The organism is Nocardiopsis deserti (assembly GCF_008638355.1).
GTDB lineage: Bacteria > Actinomycetota > Actinomycetes > Streptosporangiales > Streptosporangiaceae > Nocardiopsis > Nocardiopsis alborubida.
Genome location: NZ_VWVS01000001.1, coordinates 110959 through 130211, shown reverse-complemented (window position 1 = coordinate 130211; position 19253 = coordinate 110959). Strand labels below are relative to the sequence as shown.

Sequence of the window (19253 nt, the reverse complement as noted above, 5' to 3'; positions counted from 1 at the left end):
CGGCCTCAGGGGCGCCCGGGCGGGGTGCCGCGGCGGGTGTCCAGCCACAGCACCTGGGGGTCGTGGTCGCTGACCTGGTCGGAGAACTCGGAGTTGATCCGCGCGATGTCGTACTCGACCCGGCCCGCGAGCGCCTGGTTGACCAGGATGTGGTCCAGCGCCTGGGAGTTGCCGTCGAAGACGTAGTTGTAGCGCTCCTCCTCGGGCAGGTCCGTCATCGGGTTGTGCAGCGGCCCGTCGGCGGTGAGGATCTCCAGGGTCCGGGAGAACTGGAAGTCGTTCAGGTCGCCCATGACCACCAGGTTGGCCTCGGGGTCCACGGCCAGCAGCTCCTCGGCGAAGTCGCGCACGAGCCCGGCCTGGGCGTGGCGCTGGGTCTCGCTGGTGCGCCGCGGCGGCTGGTGGACGCCGTGCAGGGACTCGTCCCCGCCCTTGGAGTTGAAGTGGTTGGTGACCACGTAGATGTCCCGGTTCAGGGCGCGGAAGTGGCCGACCAGAGGCTTGCGGCTGGAGTCCCAGGCCTCGTCCCGCGGGCTGATCCGCCCCGGGGACACCGACAGCTCGGCGCCGCGCTCGCCCTCCACGACCTCCACGGCGGTGGTGGCGTCGCCGCCCTCGCGGTCGACGAACCGCACGCGCTCGGGGTCGAACAGGAACGCGTTGCGGATGTTGCCGCCGGGCTGACCGCCGTCCTGCTTGTCCTCGGGGCTGATCTGCCGCCACTCGTAGGCGGGGCCGCCGTGCGCCGCCACGGCCTCCACCAGCCGGTCCAGGGTGACGTCGGCGTCCACGACGCCGTCGTCGGTCGGGCCGGTGTTGTCCTGGATCTCCTCCAGGCCGATGATGTCGGGCGAGTTCAGGGACTCGACGATCCCGGTGGCCAGCGCGTCGTACTTGGCCTGGTCGTCGCGCCCGCCGAGGTTCTCGACGTTGTAGGTGGCCACGCTGACCTCGTGGCGCCGCGCGTCGCGGACGGCGGTGCGCTCCAGGCCGCCCCGGACGTGCTCGCCCAGGGTGGTGGCGCGGATGAGGTAGCCGCCGAACCGGCTGTAGTAGACGGGCCCCTCGGTGACCCCGGCGAGGGTGTCGCCCACGTCGGCCTCGGGGAACGGGTGCCGGTCGCGGTCGAGCAGCGACTCGATCTTGATCCGTCCGGAGTTGGGGTCGTCGTAGGAGCCGTAGCGGGCGCCGCCGTTGACGGTGGGGTTCTGTCCGGGCTCGGTGGTCACCCAGAGCGCGGAGTAGTCGTCGGTGGCGCCGACGACGGGCGCGTCCTGCACGCGGACGAGCATGTGCTCGTGCGCGGCCCAGAAGTCCAGGGCGTACTCTCCGGGCTCCAGGTCGAGCGCGGAGACGTCCCCGCCGGGTTCGGGCGCGTACGCCTCGGGGACGGCGTCCTCGTCGAGCAGGACCGGGGCGGGCGTGGCGTGGCCCGAGGACAGGACGGTCCAGCGGGCCCGGTCCAGCTGGGTGATGGTCTGCGCCCCGGAGGCGGGCCGGTACTCGCTGACCCGTCCGGCGGCCAGGACCTCGTCGCCGACGGCCACGTCGGGGGTGGTGGAGCCGGTGAAGACGAACAACCCCTCGCTGGTGCGCGGGTCGCCGTCGCCCTCGGTGTCCTGGAACCAGAAGCCCTGCGCGCTGCCGAAGGGGTTGACCGCCGTGACCACGCCGGGCAGGCCCGTGACCTGCTGTCCGACGTAGGGGGAGGTGCGGGTGGTGCCCTGGACGTCGTGGACGCGCAGGTCGCCGGGCTCGACGGGCTCCTCGGGGTCGGTTCCTCCCCCGCCGGGGGTCTGGCCCGCGGTGTTGGTGGGCGTGGGGGCTCCGGACGTGAAGTCCGCCGCGTTGTCGCCGGTGTCGGTGAGGGCGTCGTCGCGCGAGGCGGAGGTGGTGTTGCTCAGCCGGGGCGCGGGCGCGCCCTCGTGGATGACGGCGTCCCCGTAGCCGACGAGGTCGGCGACGGACTCGTCCGCGGCGCACTCCGCGGCGGTCCGGCAGGTGACGGGGTCGGTGCCCCGTACGAGCAGGACCGTGCCGGAGGTGGCGGACATGTTGGTGCCGCCGGTGGCGTCGGGGTCGGGGAGGTCGACGCTGCCCCCGGCGCCCGCCGCGTGGCGCACGAGGTAGTGCCCGTCCGCGCCGATCTCGCCGTTCAGGTCCGTGACCTGCACCTGGGTGGTGGGCCTGGGGCTGGCGGGCAGGTACTGCACGCTCCAGCCGTCGAGGGAGAACGGCTCGCCGGTGGGGTTGCCCAGTTCGACGAAGTCGTGGCGCAGGTCCGCGCCGCTGTTGCCGCCTCCGCCGTAGACCTCGCTGACCACCGGGGCGGCGGTGTCGGCGAGGGCGGTCGGCGCGGACGTGAGCCCGAGGCCCAGGAGTACCGCCGCCGCGGCGGACGTGGACGCGACCAGGCGTCCGGGTCGGTTGGGGGACACATCTTCTCCGGAGGGGACTGGGGGTTGACGGGCGTGCACATCATGACCCCTGCGGATGTCCGACCGAAAGAGAGGGCGTGAAAAGGAGGCGAATCGGAACGCCGTTGGTGGGATCGGACCGGTCCGGCGGCGCCTCCGCCTCGTGGGAACCTCCTAGTCCGCCGCTCCGCCGCGCCCGGACCCGGTTGGCCGGAGGTGGTGCTGATGTGGCACACGGGACCCTGACCTGGGATGGTCTTGCACTTGTAGCCGATCTCGGCGCTCGAACCTCGCTATAGGTACAAGATCATGGCGGAGAGGAGGCGGCGACCGCCCCCTCTCCCTACAGCCGGGGGTCGACCGGGACCGACTCCAGGGCCAGCACCGCGAACACCGGCTCGTGCACGCGCCACAGCGGCTCGCGCCGGGCGTGGCGGGCCAGCGCCTCCAGGCCCAGCTTGTGCTCGCGCATGGCCAGCCCGCTCTTGCGGCCCACGTTGCGGTCCTTCAGGACCGCCATCCGCTCGGGGTCGGTGTAGTCGGGCCCGTAGATGATGCGCAGGTACTCGGGCCCGCGCACCTTCAGTCCGGGCTGCGCCAGGCCCTTGCGGCCCGTGGCGCGGGCGCCCAGGACGGGTTTGACCACCATCCCCTCGCCGCCGGTGGAGACCATGTCGGTCCACCAGTCGGCGGCCGAGGCGCACGCCTGCGGGTCGGTGGTGTCCACGACCCGGTAGCGGGTGGGGTGGACCAGTGCGCTGGCCTCGGCGAGCCGTTCGGCGACCGCCATGTGCCACAGGTGGTCGGCGTCCCCGTACTCGCGCCCCTCGGAGGCCAGCACCATGAACGGCGCGTACCGGAGTCCGGCGGTGCCGTCGGTGTCCCAGGAGTAGCGCCGGTAGACCCGGCTGAACTCCTCCATCTGCTCCGTCCGGCGCGCTACCCCGTCGATCAGCCCGTCCACGGGCACACCGCGCCCGGCCGCGGCGGCGAGCGCGATCCCGGCGGCGGGCAGGGCCGCGCGGGCGGCGGCGCCCACCGACGCGTACTGCTCGCGGATCAGCGACCGGGCCTTGGCCGACCACGGCAGCATCTCCCCGTCCAGGGCGACCCAGTCGGTGCCCAGCCGGTCCCACAGCCCGGCGTCGGTGACCGCCTGCCGCAGCTGGTCCACGACCTGCGCCTGGAGGGCCGGATCGGAGAAGAAGGGCCGCCCGGTCCGGGTGTAGACGGTGCCCAGCTCCCCGGGCACGAACCGCCGCTCGGCGGCGGCGCCGTCCCGGCACAGCACCGCCACGGCACGCGACCCCATGTGCTTCTCCTCGCACACGACCTCGCCGATCCCCGAGCCCCGGAAGGAGGTGAAGGCCTCGTTCGGGTGCTCCAGCAGACCGGGCTCGGCCGAGGTCGGCGCGGGCGCCATGGTCGGCGGGAGGTAGAGCAGCCAGCGCGGGTCCACCGCGAACCGGCTCATGACCTCCAGCGCGGCCAGTGTGCTGCCGCCGTCGGCGCGCACCAGGCCGTGCCCGGTCTCCACGAACATGCCCGTGCGGGTGTCGCCGACGCCGATGTCGGTGACGTCCACGGCGGCGTCGGGACGTGTGGCGGCCTCCCCGCCCGCCGTGTCCGTCAGCGGCCGGGTGGGCTCGTACCAGGTGCGGTGCGCCTCCACGTCGACGATCTCGCGCTCGGGGTAGCGCAGCGCGGTGAGCCTGCCGCCGAACACGCAGCCGGTGTCCAGGCAGAGGGTGTTGTTGACCCACTCGGCCTTGACCATGGGCGTGTGCCCGTAGACCACGGCGGCCCGGCCGCGGTACTCGCGCGCCCACGGCAGCCGCACCGGGAGGCCGTACTCGTCGGTCTCGCCGGTGGTCTGGCCGTACAGGGCGAAGGAGCGCACCCGGCCGGAGGCCCGCCCGTGGTACTCCTCCTTGAGTCCGGCGTGCGCGACGACCAGCGCGCCCCCGTCCAGGACGAGGTGGCTGACCAGTCCGTCGCAGAAGTCCAGCACCCGCTTGCGGAACTCCTCGTCCTCGCGTCCCAGCTGTTCCATGGTCTCGGCGAGGCCGTGCGTGAGCTGGGCCTTGCCCCCCTTGAGCACCCGGACGAGCTTGTTCTCGTGGTTCCCGGGCACGCAGAGGGCGTCGCCGTCGGCGACCATACCCATGGCCAGGCGCAGGACGCCGGGGCTGTCGGGGCCCCGGTCCACGAGGTCGCCGACGAACACCGCGGTGCGCCCCTGCGGGTGGCGGGCGCCGACCGGGCGCCCCAGGTCGTCGCGGGCCAGCTCGTAGCCGAGCACGCCCAGCAGCTCCTCCAGTTCCCCACGGCAGCCGTGCACGTCGCCGATGACGTCGAAGGGGCCGGTGAGCTCCCTGCGGTCGGGCCAGGCGCGCTCCAGCTCGATGGTGGCGGCGTCGATCTCCTCCGGCCCCTGGAGCACGTGCACCCTGCGGAAGCCCTCCCGGCGCAGGTGCCGCAGGCTCTGGCGCAGGTCGCGCCGCTGGCGGCGGATGACGTGGTCGCCGAAGTCGCGGTCGGGCCGGTCCCGGTTGCGCTCCCGGGCCAGGGCCTCGGGGACGTCGAGCACGATGGCCGTGGACAGCACGTTGTTGTCCTTGGCGATGCGCACGAGTTCCTGGCGCGCCCTGCTCTGCACGTTGGTGGCGTCGACCACGGCGAGCAGGCCCCGGCGCAGCCGGATGTCCACGACGGTGTGCAGGAGCGCGAACGCGTCGGCGGTGGCGGCCTGGTCGTTCTCGTCGTCGCTGACCATGCCGCGGCAGTGGTCGGAGCTGATCACCTGCGTGGGCGCGAAGTGCCGGGCGGCGAAGGTGGACTTGCCGGAACCGGACACCCCGACCAGCACGACGAGCCCCATCTCGGGCACGCCGAGCACGCGCGGCTCGGCGGCCCCGGCCCTCTCGGTCGTACTCATCTGCTGAAGACTCCCATCTGGGTCGGTGCGCCGGTGTCGGGGTGTTCGGGCCCGACCGGCAGGTAGCGGACGCGGTAGCCGTGCTTCTCGGCGACCCCGTCCGCCCACAGGGTGAACTCGGCGCGCGTCCACTCGAAGCGGTGGTCGCTGTGCCGGAAGGCGCCGTCCTCCAGCCCCTCGTAGTGGGTGTTGTACTCGGCGTTGGGCGTGGTGACCACGACGACGCGGGGCCGGGCGGAGCCGAAGACGCTCTCCTCCATCGCGGGCAGCCGCGAGGGGTCGAGGTGCTCGACCACCTCCATGAGGACGGCGGCGTCGTAGCCCTCGAACCGCCTGTCGCGGTAGACGACCGAGCCGACGAACAGCTCCGGCCTCTGCCGCGCCTCCCCGCGGCCGCGGGCCGTGACGGTGTCGGAGAACAGGGGCCGGTGGCGGCCGCGCCCGCCCGGGTCGCAGCCCTTGCAGACCCTGCGGTGGGCGCGTTCGAGGCTGACGACGCTGACGTCCACGCCGGTGACGCGCTCCAGGGAGTGGTCGCGGACCAGGCGGGTGAGCAGCTGCCCCGCGCCGCAGCCCAGGTCGATGACGCTGGTGGCGTTCTCGGCGCCCAGCACCGCCATGACCGCCCCGGCCCGCTGTTCGGCCAGGCTGGGGGCGCGCTCCTCCGGGGGCGGCGCCGCGGAGGCCTCCTCGACTCCGGGGTCGTCGCCCTCCTCGTCCCCGGTCAGGTCGTCGGCCTCGGCCAGGCGGGCCAGCGCGGTCCGCACGTAGCCGTCGCGGCGGTTGAGGTAGCGGCGGACGATCCAGGAGCGTTCGGGGTGCCCGGCGAGCCAGCCGGTCTCCGCGGGCCCGTCGCTCTCGTCGACCCCGTCGCTCTCAGCGCTCTCGGTGGTCTCAGCGAGCCCAGCAAGCCCGTCGGTTCCGTCGGTTCCGTCGCTGTCAGCGGGCTCAGCGGCAGCGCCGGTCCCGGCGCCACCGGTGGTTCCGGCAGTGGTCCCGACAGCCGGTCCACCGGCCCGCAGCAGCTTGTCCACCTCGCTCCGGTCCACCCAGTAGTGCTTGTTGCCGTCCAGGACCGGCAGCAGCACGTACAGGTGGCTGAGCGCCTCGGACAGCCGGACGGTGCCGGTGAGGGTGAGCGACAGGTAGTGCGAGTCGCCCCATCCGGGCAGCCCCGGGTCGAGCGGGACCGGCTCGGCCTCCACCGCCCACCCCAGGGGCTCGAACAGCGCGCGGACGCGCTCGGCGCCGCCCCGGCAGGGCACCGCGGGCATGCGCAGCTCCAGCGGGATCGGCGTGCGCGCCAGTTCGGGGCGCTGCTTGCAGTCCCCCCGGAGCGCGGAGCGCATCACCCGTCCCAGCGCCACCGTGAACAGCGACGACGTCGCGTACGGACGGTCGTTGACGTACTGGGCCAGCGCGAAGTCGGGTGTGCTCACCGACGTGCGCGTGCGCAGCAGCGCCTGCGGGTCGACGTCGAGCATCAGCGCCGCGGTGCAGCGCTGCTCGGTGGCCTCGGGGTAGAAGACGTGGGCGGTGCCGAAGGACTGCTCGAAGCTCTGCGCCCTGTCGGGGTGCTTGTGCAGCAGGAAACCGAGGTCCGTCGCCGGGCTCGCCGTGGTCGTGATCGTCAGTAGCACCCGTGCATTGTCGCCGAGCCCCGCCGCCGTGGCGAGGGCTTTTCGGACACCGGGGCGCGTGCTCCCTCAGGAACGGACGGCGCGGGCGGACCGGCCGCGGACGATGAGCGCCGCGGTGACCAACGCGATCGCGAGGATGACCGCGTTGGCGGCGACCAGGCTCCACGTGGACTCCAGCACGGGGTACAGGAACGAGGTCCGCGGCACACGGTCGGCCGCGCCGGGCCACAGGGTCCACACCCCGACGGCCAGCACCAGGTACACGGGGGCGCACACCAGCGCCGTGATCCCCGGCCGGGGCAGGCGGACGGCCCACACCAGCGGCCAGGCCATGACCGGGGCGAGGGGGAAGGGCAGGAGCAGCAGGGCCATCCCCGCGCCGATGTTGGCGTCGGGCGCCGTGTGGGCCGCGTCCATGGCGTGGGCGACGCCCCACCCGACGAGGTGGGCCAGGGCCGTGGCGGCGAGGGCCGCGGCCACGGCGAGGAGGACCGTGCGCGGGGTGGGGGCGGGAGACCGGTGGTTCATGTACCCCAGACTGCCCGGTGCGCGCCGCCCCCACCTGAGTAGCGGTACTCAGGTCGCCGCCGGGCCCCGGTCTCCCCGGCCCGGGTCGACCCCGAGTTCGGCCATCGCGCGGATCAGTTCGGTGTGGGCGGAGCCGAAGAAGGACCAGGGCATGTCGCACCGCACGGTTCCCGCGGCGCTCAGGTGCCAGTGCGCCGCCTCCGCCATCCCGGCCCGGTGGAAGGCCCATCCGAACAGGTGGTGGGCCTGGGCGTCGCGCGGGTGCGGCACCGCCTCGACGGCCCACGCCCGCGCGAGCGCGAACAGCTCCTGGACCGACTCCCCGTGCAGGCGGCCCAGGGCCATGTCCACGATGTAGGGGGCGCTGCCCTCGGCGAGCAGGCGCTTCTGCTCCGTGCGCACGTGCTCGGCGTGGGCGAGGGCGAGCACGGACGGCAGCGGGCTGCCCGCGGGCGCGGTGTCGGCGGCGGCTCCAGCGAACGCGAACATCTCCTCGGCGCTGCCGCCCCGGGCGGCCGACAGGGTGCGCGTGCGAACCGCGTGGGCGGGGAACAGGTGGGGAGCGCGAGCGGTGATCTCGCCCCAGACCCGGTCCTTCTCCTCCCGGTCCGCGCCCAGGCCCATCGCGGCGGTCTGGAGCCCCGCCCAGGGCGCCGCGTCGTCGGGGCGCAGCCGCGCGGCGGCCTCCAGGGCGTCCCCCGCCTCGTGCAGGGCGGCGGAGGCGGCCTTCTCGTCGGCCCGGGTCCTCCCGGAGGGCCGGACCAGGGCGCGGGCCAGCAGCGTGTGGCCCAGCCAGAGCATGGTGTCGGCCCGGTCGGCACCGGTCTCCAAGAGGCCGACGACCTCCTCGGGCAGGTCGGCGGCGGCCCTGGCCAGCGCCTCGACCCGCAGCACCCGGGTCTCGGGGTCCTCGCGGCTCTCCACGAGCAGGGACGTACCGGCTTCGAGGTCGCCCTCGCGGACTGCCTCGCACGCCGATCTCAGGACGGGGTCGACTCCGAAGGCCTCCGGCACCAGGTGCGCCCCGATGTCGGCGCCCCGACGCGGCACCCTGGCTGGTTTGCGTACGAATCGCCACATGCGACCGAGCGTAGCGGGAACGCGGGCCCCCGAGGCGACGGGCCCGCCCGGCGACCTGGTCGGGAACGAGGAACACCGGTCTCCGGGGCGCCCCCGCCCCGTGCCCGGCGCCGTTCGGGGGAGGGCGGGGTGGCGCTCCCCCACCGGCGACTATTAAGGTAAGCCTTCCCTTAACCGCACGTCGACGTGGGGCCCGTCCGGCGCCCCGCGTCCGACGGGCGGCGCGGAGCAGCGCTTCGCACCGAGTGAGAGGTGTGCGTACGTGAGGATTCCACGAGGCCGCGCGGCTGCCGGCCGCAGGAGGCGCCGCGCCGCCGCGGCGATCGCGCTGGCCGTCGCCGTGACCGGCTGCGGAGCCGGGGCCGGGGAGAGCGACCAGCGGTCCTCCTCCGGCGCCGACGGCTATCCCGTGACCGTCCAGACGCGGCACGGCGAGGTCACGGTCGAGGAGAGCCCGAGCCGGGTCCTGGCCCTGGGCTTCGCCGCGGCCGACGAGGCCGTCTCCCTGGGGGTGACGCCGGTCGCCGTCGCCGCCGACCCCGAGGCCCTGGAGACCGCCACCCCCTGGCTGACCGAGGAGCTGGCCGGGATCGCCGTCCCCGGCCTGGTCTCGGCCGACGGCGGACCCAACCTCGAAGCCATCGCCTCGATGGAGCCCGACCTGATCCTGGCCGAGACCTACCAGGTTCCGGACGCGACCACGTTCGAGCAGCTCAACGCCATCGCCCCGACGGTCGCCCCGGACTCCGAGGCCGCCAACGTGGACTGGGACACGCGCCTGCGCACCACCGCCCAGGCACTGCACAGGGAGGAGGAGGCCGAGGAGCTGATCACCGACATCAGCGCGGCGTTCGCCGAGGTCGGCGCGCCGGTGCCCGACATCGGGTCCAGGACCTACCAGTGGGTGCGCGCCGATCCAGGGCAGTACGCCTTCGGTAACGGCTCGGTGCTCGAACTGTTCGGCCTCCGGCCCGCGGACAACCAGGACAACACGCAGACGGGCGATCCGCTGCCCCTGGAGCGCACCGAGGAACTCGACGCCGACGTGCTCATGGTGTGGGCACCGACCGGGGAGGACCGCGACAGGCTGGCCGGGGACCCCCTCTTCCAGGAGCTGCCCGCGGTCCGGGCCTCGACCGTGTACTACGCCGACCTGGCCTTCGCCAACGCCCTGAACTCCCCGGCGCCCATCGGGCTGGGCTGGCTCAGGGGCGAACTGGAGCCGGTCATCAGGCAGCTCTCCTGAGGGCGGCGGGTGACCGGCCCCCGGTGGTCCCGTGCCCGGAGGCGGGGCCACCGGGGCCCTGACCGCCCGAGCGTACGAACGGCTCCGCGCCGACCGGGCGCATATCCCGGTGTCCTCGGCGGTGCGGCGGCTCGACGCTCAGGGGCGCGTGATGCTGGCCTCCGGGACGATCTCCGGAGCACCGTGCTGGATCGCGTCCGCCTCCTGGTCGGTGTCCTGCTCCTGCGCCGCGCGCTCGGCCTCGATCCCCTTGCGGTAGTACTCGACCTCGCGCCCGACCTGCTCCTCACTCCACTCCAGGGGACCGGCGAGCAGTTCGGCGGCCTCCTCCGCGGCGGCGATGCCCCGGTCCCAGGTCTCGAAGGAGATCCGGGTCCGCCGGGACAGGACGTCCTCCAGGTGGCGGGCCCCCTCGGCCTCGGCCGCGTAGACGATCTCGGCGCGCAGGTAGTCCTCGGCGTGCGCGAGCGGTCGGCCGAGGTCGGGGCGCTCCCGGACCAGGTCGAGCAGGTCGTGGACCGAGGAGCCGTAGCGGCGCAGCAGGTGGGTGACGCGGGAGACGTGCAGACCCGAGTTCCGGGCCAGCCGGTGGCGCTGGTTGTACAGCGCCCAGTAGCCGTCCGCGCCCACCAGGGGCAACCGGTCGGTGACCGAGGCCGGGATCCCGTTGCCCAGGCCGTGCGCGACCGCGTCCACCGCGTCCTTGGCCATCACGCGGTAGGTGGTGTACTTGCCCCCGGCGATGAGGACCAGGCCGGGCACGGGGTGGGCCACCGTGTGCTCGCGGGAGAGCTTGGAGGTCTCCTCCGACTCCCCCGTCAGCAGTGGGCGCAGGCCCGCGTACACGCCCTCCACGTCGTCCCGGCCCAGGGGCGTGCGCAGGACCTGGTTGACGTGGTCGAGGACGTAGTCGATGTCGGCCCGGCTGGCCGCGGGGTTCTCCTTGTCCAGGTCCCAGGCGGTGTCGGTGGTGCCGATGATCCAGTGGCGGCCCCACGGGATGACGAACAGGACGCTCTTCTCGGTCCGCAGGATCATCCCGGAGGAGGCCTGGATGCGGTCGCGCGGCACCACGAGGTGGATGCCCTTGGACGCGCTGACGTGGATCTGGCCGCGGCCGCCGACCATCTCCTGGATGTCGTCGGTCCACACCCCCGCGGCGTTGACCACCTGGCGTGCGCGGACGCGCCGCTCCCCTCCGCCCTCCAGGTCGGCGACGGTGGCGCCGACGACGTGCTCCCCCTCACGCAGGAACCCGACCGCCTGGGCGCGGGAGGCGATCTTGGCCCCCAGGCCGGCGGCGGTGCGCAGCACGCTGGTGACCAGGCGGGCGTCGTCCACCTGGCAGTCCCAGTACTGGATGGCCCCGGCGAGGGCGCTGCGCTTGAGCGCGGGGAAGACCCGCAGCGCCCCGGACCTGGTCAGGTGGCGGTGCGTGGGCAGTCCGCGGTTGTTGCGCGAGCTCATGGCGAGGGCGTCGTAGAGGGTGACGCCCGCGCCGATGTAGGCGCGCTCCCAGTGGTGGGCGAAGGGGAACAGGAACGGCACCGGGCGGACCAGGTGCGGGGCGATGGTGGTGAGGAGCAGTCCGCGTTCGTGGAGCGCCTCGCGGACGAGCTCGAAGTCGAACTGCTCCAGGTAGCGCAGGCCGCCGTGGATGAGCTTGCTGGACCGGCTGGAGGTGCCCGACGCGAAGTCGCGCGCCTCGACCAGTGCCGTGGACAGTCCGCGCGAGACCGCGTCCAGGGCGATGCCCGCCCCGACGATGCCTCCCCCGACCACGAGGACGTCGAGTTCCTCGTCGGCCATCGACGCGAGCGCCTCGGTGCGCCCCTTCGGTCCCAGCCAGGTGGTAGTCATCCGTCTCCTCCGTCTCGATGGGTTTTCTCCCAGGCGCATACCCGCCCCGGGCCCGTGTCCATCCGAGAGGGCCCCAGGCTAACCGGGGGCGATGATCACACCGGGCGTCCGGGACCGGCGTGTCACGGGGAGTTCGGGTCGGGGCGGAAGGGGCGGGAACCGGTTCACCTCCTCGGCAGGGCCAGGGCGAGGAGAGCGGCGGCCGCGGTGACCAGGCCTCCGACCAGGGCGGCGGCGCCCAGCCCGGCGGCACCGGCCCCGGACACGGCGTCGCCGACCGCGACCAGCGCGGCCAGTCCGACCGCTCCGCCGATCTGCTGGGAGGTGGACACCGCGGACGAGCCCACGCCCTGTTCGGCGTCGTCGACGGCCGCCCCCGCCGCGGCGAACACGACCGGGTAGGTGGTCCCGGCGGTGACGCCGAGCAGGACGACGGCCGGGAGCATCGCCCAGTAGGAGTCGGCCGCGACGGCGGCGGCGAAGAGCACGGCGGTGAGGCCGGCCCCGGCGGTGCCCGCGAACAGGGCGCGGCGCACCCCCCAGCGGTTGAGCAGGGGAGGCAGCAGCAGCGCGGAGCCGAGCATGGCCGCGACGCCCTGGGGCAGGAAGCCGAGCCCGGCCGCGAGCGGGCTCAGGTCCAGGGTGGTCTGGACGTGGGTGGTGTAGACGTAGTGCAGCGTGTTGACCGTGCCCATGAGCACGAAGATCAGCGCCATGGTGACCAGCAGGGACCTGTTGGTGAGCAGGCGGGGAGGCAGCAGCGGGTCGGCCGATCGGCGTTCGGTCAGGAGCAGCGCGCCCAGGGCCAGGAGGCCGAGCAGGACGGCCCCGGTGCTCTGCCATGAGGCCCAGCCGACGCTCTGCCCCTGGGAGATGCCGAGTACCAGCAGGAGCGATCCGGCGGTGACCATCACCGCGCCGGGGGCGTCGAACCCGGTCAGGCTGGGACGGCGGCCGTCGGCGGGCAGGGCGCGGGGGGCCAGGAGCGTGACGGCGAGCAGGAGCGGGACGAGCGCCCAGAACACCGAGGACCAGCCGAAGGCGCTGGTGAGGACACCGCCGACGGCACCGCCCGCGAGGGCGCCGAAGGCCCCGGCGGTTCCCCACACGGCCATGGCGCGGATGCGTTCGGGTCCGGCGGGGAAGACGGAGCCGACCAGGGCGAGGGTGGCGGGGAAGAGCGCGGCGGCGCCGAGGCCCTGGGCCGCGCGGGCGGCGATCAGCACCGCGGGGTTCCAGGAGAGGGCGCCGACGACGGAGGCGGCGCCCATGAGCACGGCCCCGGCGACGAGCACGCGGCGGGCGCCGAGGCGGTCCACGGCCCTGCCGCCGAGGAGCAGGAAGCCGCCGTAGCCGAGGGCGAAGGCGTTGACGACCCACTGGAGCGAGGACGGGGTGAAGCCGAGCGCGGCGCCGATCTCGGGCAGGGCGATGTAGACGATGTTGAAGTCGACCGAGAGTGCGAAGTGGGCCGTCGCCAGGAGGGCGAGTGCCAGCAGGGCGCGGCCGCCGAGCGGTGGGAGCGCGGCGGAGGGCAGCGGTGCCGTGGGCGCGGCCCGGGGGCCGGTGGGCTCGGGCGCGGTCCGAGAGGCAGCGGTGGGATCGGTGGAGGACATGGGTTCGCTCTCTCCGTAGGGCCGAGATTTAGTTCAGCTCTGAAATGTTCAGCACGAGAGTAAGTCAGAATAATTCAGCGCGCAACATTCCAGCGTGGTAATATCTGCGCATGAGCGAACACGAGTGCCTCGACACCGCGGAGGAGCGCACCTGGGACGCCGCCACGCTGGCCTTCCGGCTGCTGGACCAGCGCGTGGAGCAGGACCTGCAGGAGGAGGTCGACCTGCCGCTGACCTACTACGAGCTGCTCGTGCTCCTGTCCAAGGCCGACCACCGGTCGCTGCGGATGAGTGACCTGGCCGAGCTCACCCACACCCGGCCCAGCCGCGTCTCGCACGCGGTCAGGAAACTCTCCGAGGCCGGTCTGGTGGAGCGCGTGCACTGCGAACAGGACCGCCGCAGCTGGTTCGCCGTGCTCACCGACGCGGGGCAGCGGATGCTCGACGAGGCGGGTGCGCGGCACGTGCGGAGCATGCGGGACAACCTGTTCGACGTGCTCAGCCCGCAGCAGCAGGCGCAGCTGCTCGACATCGGCCGGACCCTGCTCGCCCGGCTCGCCCCGGAGAGCGCCCTGGCCAGGGAGAAGGCCCCCACGCGCCAGGAGGCTCGCGCGCACGGCTGACCAGGGCGGACGGCGGGTCCCCCCGAATTCCAGGAGACCACGGCGACCGCCCCCGCGCACAGCCCGTCGTGTCGCCTGTGGACAACTCCCCGGGCGGCGGAGCGCCCCCGCGGCGGGCCGGAGACGGCCCGCCCACGAGGACCGGCCGTCCGGTCAGGCCGCGTCGGCGTAGGCGTGCGCGTAGGCCAGGACGTCGGCGACGTACTCGTCGGAGCTGTTGTACTCCAGGAGCGCGGCCTCCCAGTCGGCGGCGACGGTCAGGTCGCGGCCCTCCGAGCACAGGTACCGGGCCGCGGAGAGCGCGGCGTCGTCGATGTTGTGCGGGTCTGGGTCGCTGCCGGACGGGGAGTCGCCCCAGCGCTCCCAGGTGTGCGGGATGAACTGCATCGGGCCGATCGCCCGGTCCCACTCGGTGTCGCCGTCGTACCGGCCGCCGTCGGTGTCCGGGATGGCCCGGGTCCGGTTGGTGCCGTCCAGCGGGATGCCGATGATGTCGACGGTCGTGCTCCCGTCGTCGCCGATCTCGCCCCCGGCGTAGGTGCCGTGGTGCGACTCGATGTACCCGATCCCGGCCAGGGTGGGCCAGGACAGCCGGCACGAGGGCTGGTCCTGGGCGACCACCAGCTGCGCGCCCGCGTACCCCTCCAGGGCCCGGCGCGGAATGCCGGTCGTCTCCGACACCTGGTCGAGCCACTCGGCACTGGGGCGCGACTCCGGGGCGGCCGGGGTCTGGCGCTCGTCGGCGCCCGCCTCCTCGGGTGCGGACTCCTCCTCCGCCGGGGCCACGTCGGCGGGCTCCGGCGGACCGGTGAGCTCGTCGTGGGGCGGGGTCTGGATCGTGCCCACCGGCGGCTCGACGCCCGAGGCACTGGGCGGCGACCACTCGTTGAACGCGTCGGAGATCCGGTTGACCAGGACGACCACTCCACCGGTCAGCAGCAGGCACACCGTCAGCGTCACGCAGACGGCGACCAGCGGGCCACGACTCCGGCGCCCCTCGGCCCCGGACGCACGTCGTTCACCCATGGGCACTCCACATCGTCAAGGAAACGTCAATTCCACATCACGCCGGAACCAAAGTACGCGACCGGCGACGCCTCGTGGCCGGTGCCCTCGGGATCGGGGAGCCGCCGCGCGGCGGGGACGCACACGCGAAGGGCCGCGCCGGCGGAGACCGGCGCGGCCCTTTCCGGGTCCGTGCCCTGGGCGGACACACCCCTAGTGGTGCGGGTTGACCACGACCTCGACCCGCTGGAACTCCTTGAGGTCGGTGTAGCCGGAGGTGGCCATCGTGCGACGAAGAGCACCCATGAGGTTCATGGAGCCGTCGCTGGTGGAGGCCGGGCCGTGCAGGATCGACTTCAGGTCGCCGATCGTGCCGACGTGCACGCGCTCACCGCGCGGCAGCTCGTTGTGGTGCGCCTCGCTGCCCCAGTGGTAGCCGCCGCCGGGCGCCTCGGTGGCGCGCGCGAGCGGGGAGCCCACCATGACGGCGTCGGCGCCGCAGGCCAGGGCCTTGGCGATGTCGCCGCTGCCGGTCATACCGCCGTCGGCGATGACGTGCACGTACCGGCCGCCGGACTCGTCCAGGTAGTCCCGGCGGGCCGCGGCCACGTCGCCGACGGCGCTGGCCATCGGCACGGCCACGCCCAGCACGGAGCGGGTGGTGTGGCCCGAGCCGCCGCCGAAGCCGACCAGCACGCCCGCGGCGCCGGTGCGCATCAGGTGCAGCGCCGCGGTGTAGGTGGCGCAGCCGCCGACCACGACCGGCACGTCCAGCTCGTGGATGAACTGCTTGAGGTTGAGCGGCTCGGCGCGGCCGGACACGTGCTCGGCCGACACCGTGGTGCCGCGGATCACGAAGATGTCCACGCCCGCGTCGACGACCGCCTTGTGGTACTGGGCGGTGCGCTGCGGCGACAGCCGGGCGGCGGTGACCAGGCCCGCGTCGCGGATCTCCTCGATCCGGCGACCGATCAGCTCCTCCTGGATGGGCGCCGCGTAGATCTCCTGGAGCCGCTGGGTGGCGGCGACGTCGTCGAGCTCGCGGATCTCCTGGAGCAGCGGCTCCGGGTCCTCGTAGCGGGTCCAGAGCCCTTCGAGGTCGAGCACGCCCAGGCCGCCCTGCTCGCCCACGGCCACGACGGTCCGGGGTGAGGCCACGCTGTCCATGGGACTGACCACCAGCGGGGTCTCGAACCGGTAGGCGTCGATCTGCCAGGCGATGGACACCTCCTCCGGGTCCCGCGTCCGCCGGGCAGGCACGATCCCGATCTCGTCGAGCTCATAGGCCCGGCGTCCGTTCTTGCCCAGCCCGATCTCCACCTGAGCCAACGTTTCGATCCCCTCTGACGTGCCTTGCCGGACGGTCTACCGGCGCGTTTCCTGCCGTCGTGAGTCTATCGACCCCGAAGGCGGGCGGCGCCGGGCCGCCCGGCCACCGCGTCAGCGGGCGTTGTAGTTGGGCGCCTCGACCGTCATCTTGATGTCGTGCGGGTGGCTCTCGCGCAGCCCGGCACTGGTGATGCGCATCAGCTGGCCGCGCTCGCGCAGCTCGGTCACCGTGCGGGTCCCGGCGTACCACATGGACTGGTGCAGACCCCCGACGAGCTGGTGGGCGACCGCCTGGAGGGGGCCGCGGAAGGGCACCTGGCCCTCGATGCCCTCGGGAACCAGCTTGTCCTCGGTCGCCACGTCGGCCTGCGCGTAGCGGTCCTTGGAGAAGGAGCGTCCGCGCATGGCACCGAGCGACCCCATGCCCCGGTAGGCCTTGAACTGCTTGCCGTTGATGAAGATCAGCTCGCCGGGGCTCTCCTCCACGCCCGCGAGCAGGCTGCCGAGCATCACGGTGCTGGCACCGGCCGCGATGGCCTTGGCGATCTCACCGGAGTACTGGAGCCCGCCGTCGGCGATGAGCGGGACGCCCGCCGGGCCGCACGCCTTGGCGGCCTCAAGGATGGCGGTGAGCTGCGGGGCGCCCACACCGGCCACGACCCGCGTGGTGCAGATGGAGCCCGGGCCCACGCCGACCTTGACGGCGTCGGCCCCGGCGTCGATGAGCAGCTGCGCCCCTGCCCTGGTGGCGATGTTGCCCGCGACGATGTCGGCGCGCGAGTTGGCCTTGAGCTTGGCGATCATGTCCGCGAGCCCCGAGGAGTGGCCGTGGGCGGTGTCCACGACGATGAAGTCGACACCGGCCTCCACCAGCCGCTTGGCGCGCTCCTCGGCCTCGGCGCCCACGCCCACGGCGCCGCCGACGACGAGGCGGCCGTCGGCGTCCTTGGTGGCGTCGGGGTACTGCTCGCTCTTGATGAAGTCCTTGACGGTGATCAGGCCGCGCAGCCGGTTCTGGCCGTCGACCAGCGGCAGCTTCTCGACCTTGTGCCTGCGCAGCAGGTCGAAGGCCTGCTCGCGGCTGACGCCCACGGGAGCGGTGACCAGGTTCTCCGTGGTCATGACGTCGCGGACCAGGCGGTCGCGGTCGCTCTCGAAGCGCATGTCCCGGTTGGTGACGATGCCGACCAGGGTTCCGGTGGCGTCGGTGACGGGCACACCGGAGATCCGGTAGTGGGCGCACAGGCGCTCGACCTCGGCGAGGGTGTCCTCGGGCTGGCAGGTGACCGGATCGGTGACCATGCCCGCCTCGGAGCGCTTGACCAGGTCGACCTGGCTGGCCTGGTCCTCGACGGAGAGGTTGCGGTGCAGGACGCCCGCGCCGCCCTGGCGCGCCATCGCCACGGCCATGCGGGCCTCGGTCACGGTGTCCATCGCCGCGGAGAGCAGCGGGATCCGCAGCGTGAGGTTGCGGGACAGGCGGCTGGTGGTGTCGACCTCGCCCGGCTGGAGATCGGAGTAGGCCGGGACCAGAAGGACGTCGTCGTAGGTCAACCCGGGGGGAAGGAGTTTGTCCCCGTAGTCGCTGTACTCCTGGCTCTGGCCCATGACACAACCTCCGCTTTCCCGGCACACCTGCGCGGACTCGCCCTCGCGTGTCGTCTCATCCTAGGTCGTGGTCCCGTGCGCCTCCGGTGGAACGAGGTGTTTGACCCGTCACCCCGGGCCGAAAGTGACCAGCCTCACGGTTTGCGCGGCCCTCCCCCCGCTGCCGACCAGCACGCGGATCCTCCTGCGGCTCAGGGGTTCGGGGGCTCCCCGCTCCTGCCGCCCGCCGGAGACGTGGTCCGGTGGCCGGTGGTCGGGGCCGTTCCGGACCGGCACCACGGCCCCCGGCGGTGGCCACACGTTCAATCGGATGAGGGGATCAACCCATGACCCGGACCGCGGCCCGTGCCTCGGGGAAACCGGGAGCTCTAGGGGCGGAGGTAGCCCGACGGCCCGAGGGCGCGGCAGTACCCGCGCACCCGGGGGCGGTCGGGGCACCGGCGGCGTCCGGGCCGGGGGCGTCCGGCGTGCTCAGGGGACAAGGCGGTTCGCCACGGCCACCTGCCGAAGCCGAGCAATAGCTCGGTGCTGGGCAACCCGTACCGCTCCCGCCGACATTCCAAGAACATGTCCCGTCTCATCCGCCGTAAGTCCTGCGATCACCCTCATGACCAGCAGCTTGCGCTGTTGTTCCGGCAGCTCGTCGAGAAGCTCCCGGGCTCGCTGGGCCTCGATCACCCGCACCGCCGACTCCTCGGGTCCGGGACCCTCGTCGGGGCGCTCGGGCACGGAGTCGGTGGACACCGTCTCGGCCCTGCCCGCGCCGCGCAGGGTGTCGGCCACCTTGTGGGCCGCTATGCCGAACACGAAGGCCGCGAAGGGGCGGCCGCGGTCCTGGTAGCGCGGTATCGCCGAGAGCAGGGCGATACACACCTCCTGGGCCACGTCGTCGGAGTAGTGGGCCAGCCCGGAGACCCGGGCCAGGCGGGCACGGCAGTACCTGACCACCATGGGGCGGACCTCGCGCAGCAGCGAGTCCATCGCCCCGTCGTCCCCCCGGACCGCGAGCGATCCCAGATGGTTCAACCCCGTGTGGTCCCGCTGCCCCCGGGCGCCTGCATCCGTCACCGTCACGCTAGGAATGATGCCCCCACCGCGGGACTCAACCACGCGGATCGGCAACTACAGAATGGTCACGTTTCGGGAAAATCACCCGAAAACGTCTGTGCCGCCAAGGGAAACCTGTGACGTGCGTGATAGTGCGCGGGGGCGGAGCAACCGCTCCGCCCCCGTTGGCGCCGGGCCGTGTCCGGCGGGACACTCCCCCGGCGGCCGCGTGTTGCGACCGTGGCTCCGGGGCCCGGCCCGGCTGACCGCGCCCCGGCGGCCGGACCCGTGCCTCAGGGCTCGAAGGCCCGGAGGC

General features: G+C 73.5%; 13 protein-coding genes. 2 read left to right on the top strand and 11 right to left on the bottom strand.

The annotated features are described in order from the left end of the window. Positions 1 to 5: 5 nt before the first annotated feature. From FYW99_RS10300 to FYW99_RS10280, 5 genes are all read right to left on the bottom strand, one after another. Positions 6 to 2438 (bottom strand): endonuclease/exonuclease/phosphatase family protein, encoded by a 2433-nt coding sequence (locus FYW99_RS10300; RefSeq protein WP_150251806.1) that lies wholly within the window; start codon positions 2436 to 2438, stop codon positions 6 to 8. Positions 2439 to 2760: 322 nt separating this feature from the next. Then, on the bottom strand, positions 2761 to 5355 hold the full coding sequence (locus FYW99_RS10295) for a polynucleotide kinase-phosphatase (protein ID WP_150251805.1): 2595 nt from the start codon (positions 5353 to 5355) through the stop codon (positions 2761 to 2763). After that, positions 5352 to 6995, bottom strand: a complete 1644-nt coding sequence (locus FYW99_RS10290; RefSeq protein ID WP_150251804.1) for a 3' terminal RNA ribose 2'-O-methyltransferase Hen1 — start codon at positions 6993 to 6995, stop codon at positions 5352 to 5354. The genes FYW99_RS10295 and FYW99_RS10290 overlap by 4 nt, the downstream gene beginning before the upstream one ends. Positions 6996 to 7061: 66 nt before the next feature. Beyond that, positions 7062 to 7523, bottom strand: coding sequence for a transporter (locus tag FYW99_RS10285; RefSeq protein ID WP_150251803.1), 462 nt, complete (start codon positions 7521 to 7523; stop codon positions 7062 to 7064). 48 nt (positions 7524 to 7571) lie between these two features. Beyond that, entirely contained in the window at positions 7572 to 8603 is a 1032-nt protein-coding gene (locus FYW99_RS10280; RefSeq protein WP_190394618.1) for a hypothetical protein, read from the bottom strand. Positions 8604 to 8865: 262 nt separating this feature from the next. On the opposite strand from FYW99_RS10280, the gene FYW99_RS10275 reads away from it, so the two are divergent. Further along, complete coding sequence (locus FYW99_RS10275; protein WP_150251802.1) at positions 8866 to 9849, top strand: ABC transporter substrate-binding protein; 984 nt, start codon at positions 8866 to 8868, stop codon at positions 9847 to 9849. Between the two features lie 138 nt (positions 9850 to 9987). Here FYW99_RS10275 and glpD read toward each other — a convergent pair whose 3' ends face one another. Then, positions 9988 to 11709, bottom strand: coding sequence for a glycerol-3-phosphate dehydrogenase (glpD, locus tag FYW99_RS10270; protein ID WP_150251801.1), 1722 nt, complete (start codon positions 11707 to 11709; stop codon positions 9988 to 9990). A gap of 164 nt (positions 11710 to 11873) precedes the next feature. Next, positions 11874 to 13325 (bottom strand): MFS transporter, encoded by a 1452-nt coding sequence (locus tag FYW99_RS10265; RefSeq protein WP_150251800.1) that lies wholly within the window; start codon positions 13323 to 13325, stop codon positions 11874 to 11876. A gap of 110 nt (positions 13326 to 13435) precedes the next feature. On the opposite strand from FYW99_RS10265, the gene FYW99_RS10260 reads away from it, so the two are divergent. Then, positions 13436 to 13948: a MarR family winged helix-turn-helix transcriptional regulator gene (locus FYW99_RS10260; RefSeq protein ID WP_150251799.1), complete on the top strand. Its 513-nt coding sequence runs from the start codon at positions 13436 to 13438 to the stop codon at positions 13946 to 13948. A 153-nt stretch (positions 13949 to 14101) separates the two neighbouring features. Here FYW99_RS10260 and FYW99_RS10255 read toward each other — a convergent pair whose 3' ends face one another. The 4 genes from FYW99_RS10255 to FYW99_RS10240 form a co-directional block, all read right to left on the bottom strand. Further along, entirely contained in the window at positions 14102 to 14974 is an 873-nt protein-coding gene (locus tag FYW99_RS10255; protein WP_150251798.1) for a lytic transglycosylase domain-containing protein, read from the bottom strand. Positions 14975 to 15166: 192 nt separating this feature from the next. Next, positions 15167 to 16273, bottom strand: a complete 1107-nt coding sequence (locus FYW99_RS10250; protein ID WP_097632240.1) for a GuaB3 family IMP dehydrogenase-related protein — start codon at positions 16271 to 16273, stop codon at positions 15167 to 15169. 120 nt (positions 16274 to 16393) lie between these two features. Then, entirely contained in the window at positions 16394 to 17890 is a 1497-nt protein-coding gene (guaB, locus tag FYW99_RS10245; RefSeq protein WP_150251797.1) for an IMP dehydrogenase, read from the bottom strand. A gap of 471 nt (positions 17891 to 18361) precedes the next feature. Further along, the gene (locus tag FYW99_RS10240; RefSeq protein WP_082768295.1) at positions 18362 to 18958 is read right to left on the bottom strand and encodes a sigma-70 family RNA polymerase sigma factor; all 597 of its coding nucleotides are present in this window, start codon (positions 18956 to 18958) and stop codon (positions 18362 to 18364) included. Positions 18959 to 19253 lie beyond the last annotated feature (295 nt).

Coding starts and splice junctions, on each gene's coding strand:
- FYW99_RS10295 (WP_150251805.1), bottom strand. CDS start 5,355: ATGAGTACGACCGAGAGGGCCGGGGCCGCCGAGCCGCGCGTGCTCGGC.
- FYW99_RS10285 (WP_150251803.1), bottom strand. CDS start 7,523: ATGAACCACCGGTCTCCCGCCCCCACCCCGCGCACGGTCCTCCTCGCC.
- FYW99_RS10280 (WP_190394618.1), bottom strand. CDS start 8,603: ATGTGGCGATTCGTACGCAAACCAGCCAGGGTGCCGCGTCGGGGCGCC.
- glpD (WP_150251801.1), bottom strand. CDS start 11,709: ATGACTACCACCTGGCTGGGACCGAAGGGGCGCACCGAGGCGCTCGCG.
- FYW99_RS10265 (WP_150251800.1), bottom strand. CDS start 13,325: ATGTCCTCCACCGATCCCACCGCTGCCTCTCGGACCGCGCCCGAGCCC.
- FYW99_RS10260 (WP_150251799.1), top strand. CDS start 13,436: ATGAGCGAACACGAGTGCCTCGACACCGCGGAGGAGCGCACCTGGGAC.
- FYW99_RS10255 (WP_150251798.1), bottom strand. CDS start 14,974: ATGGGTGAACGACGTGCGTCCGGGGCCGAGGGGCGCCGGAGTCGTGGC.
- guaB (WP_150251797.1), bottom strand. CDS start 17,890: ATGGGCCAGAGCCAGGAGTACAGCGACTACGGGGACAAACTCCTTCCC.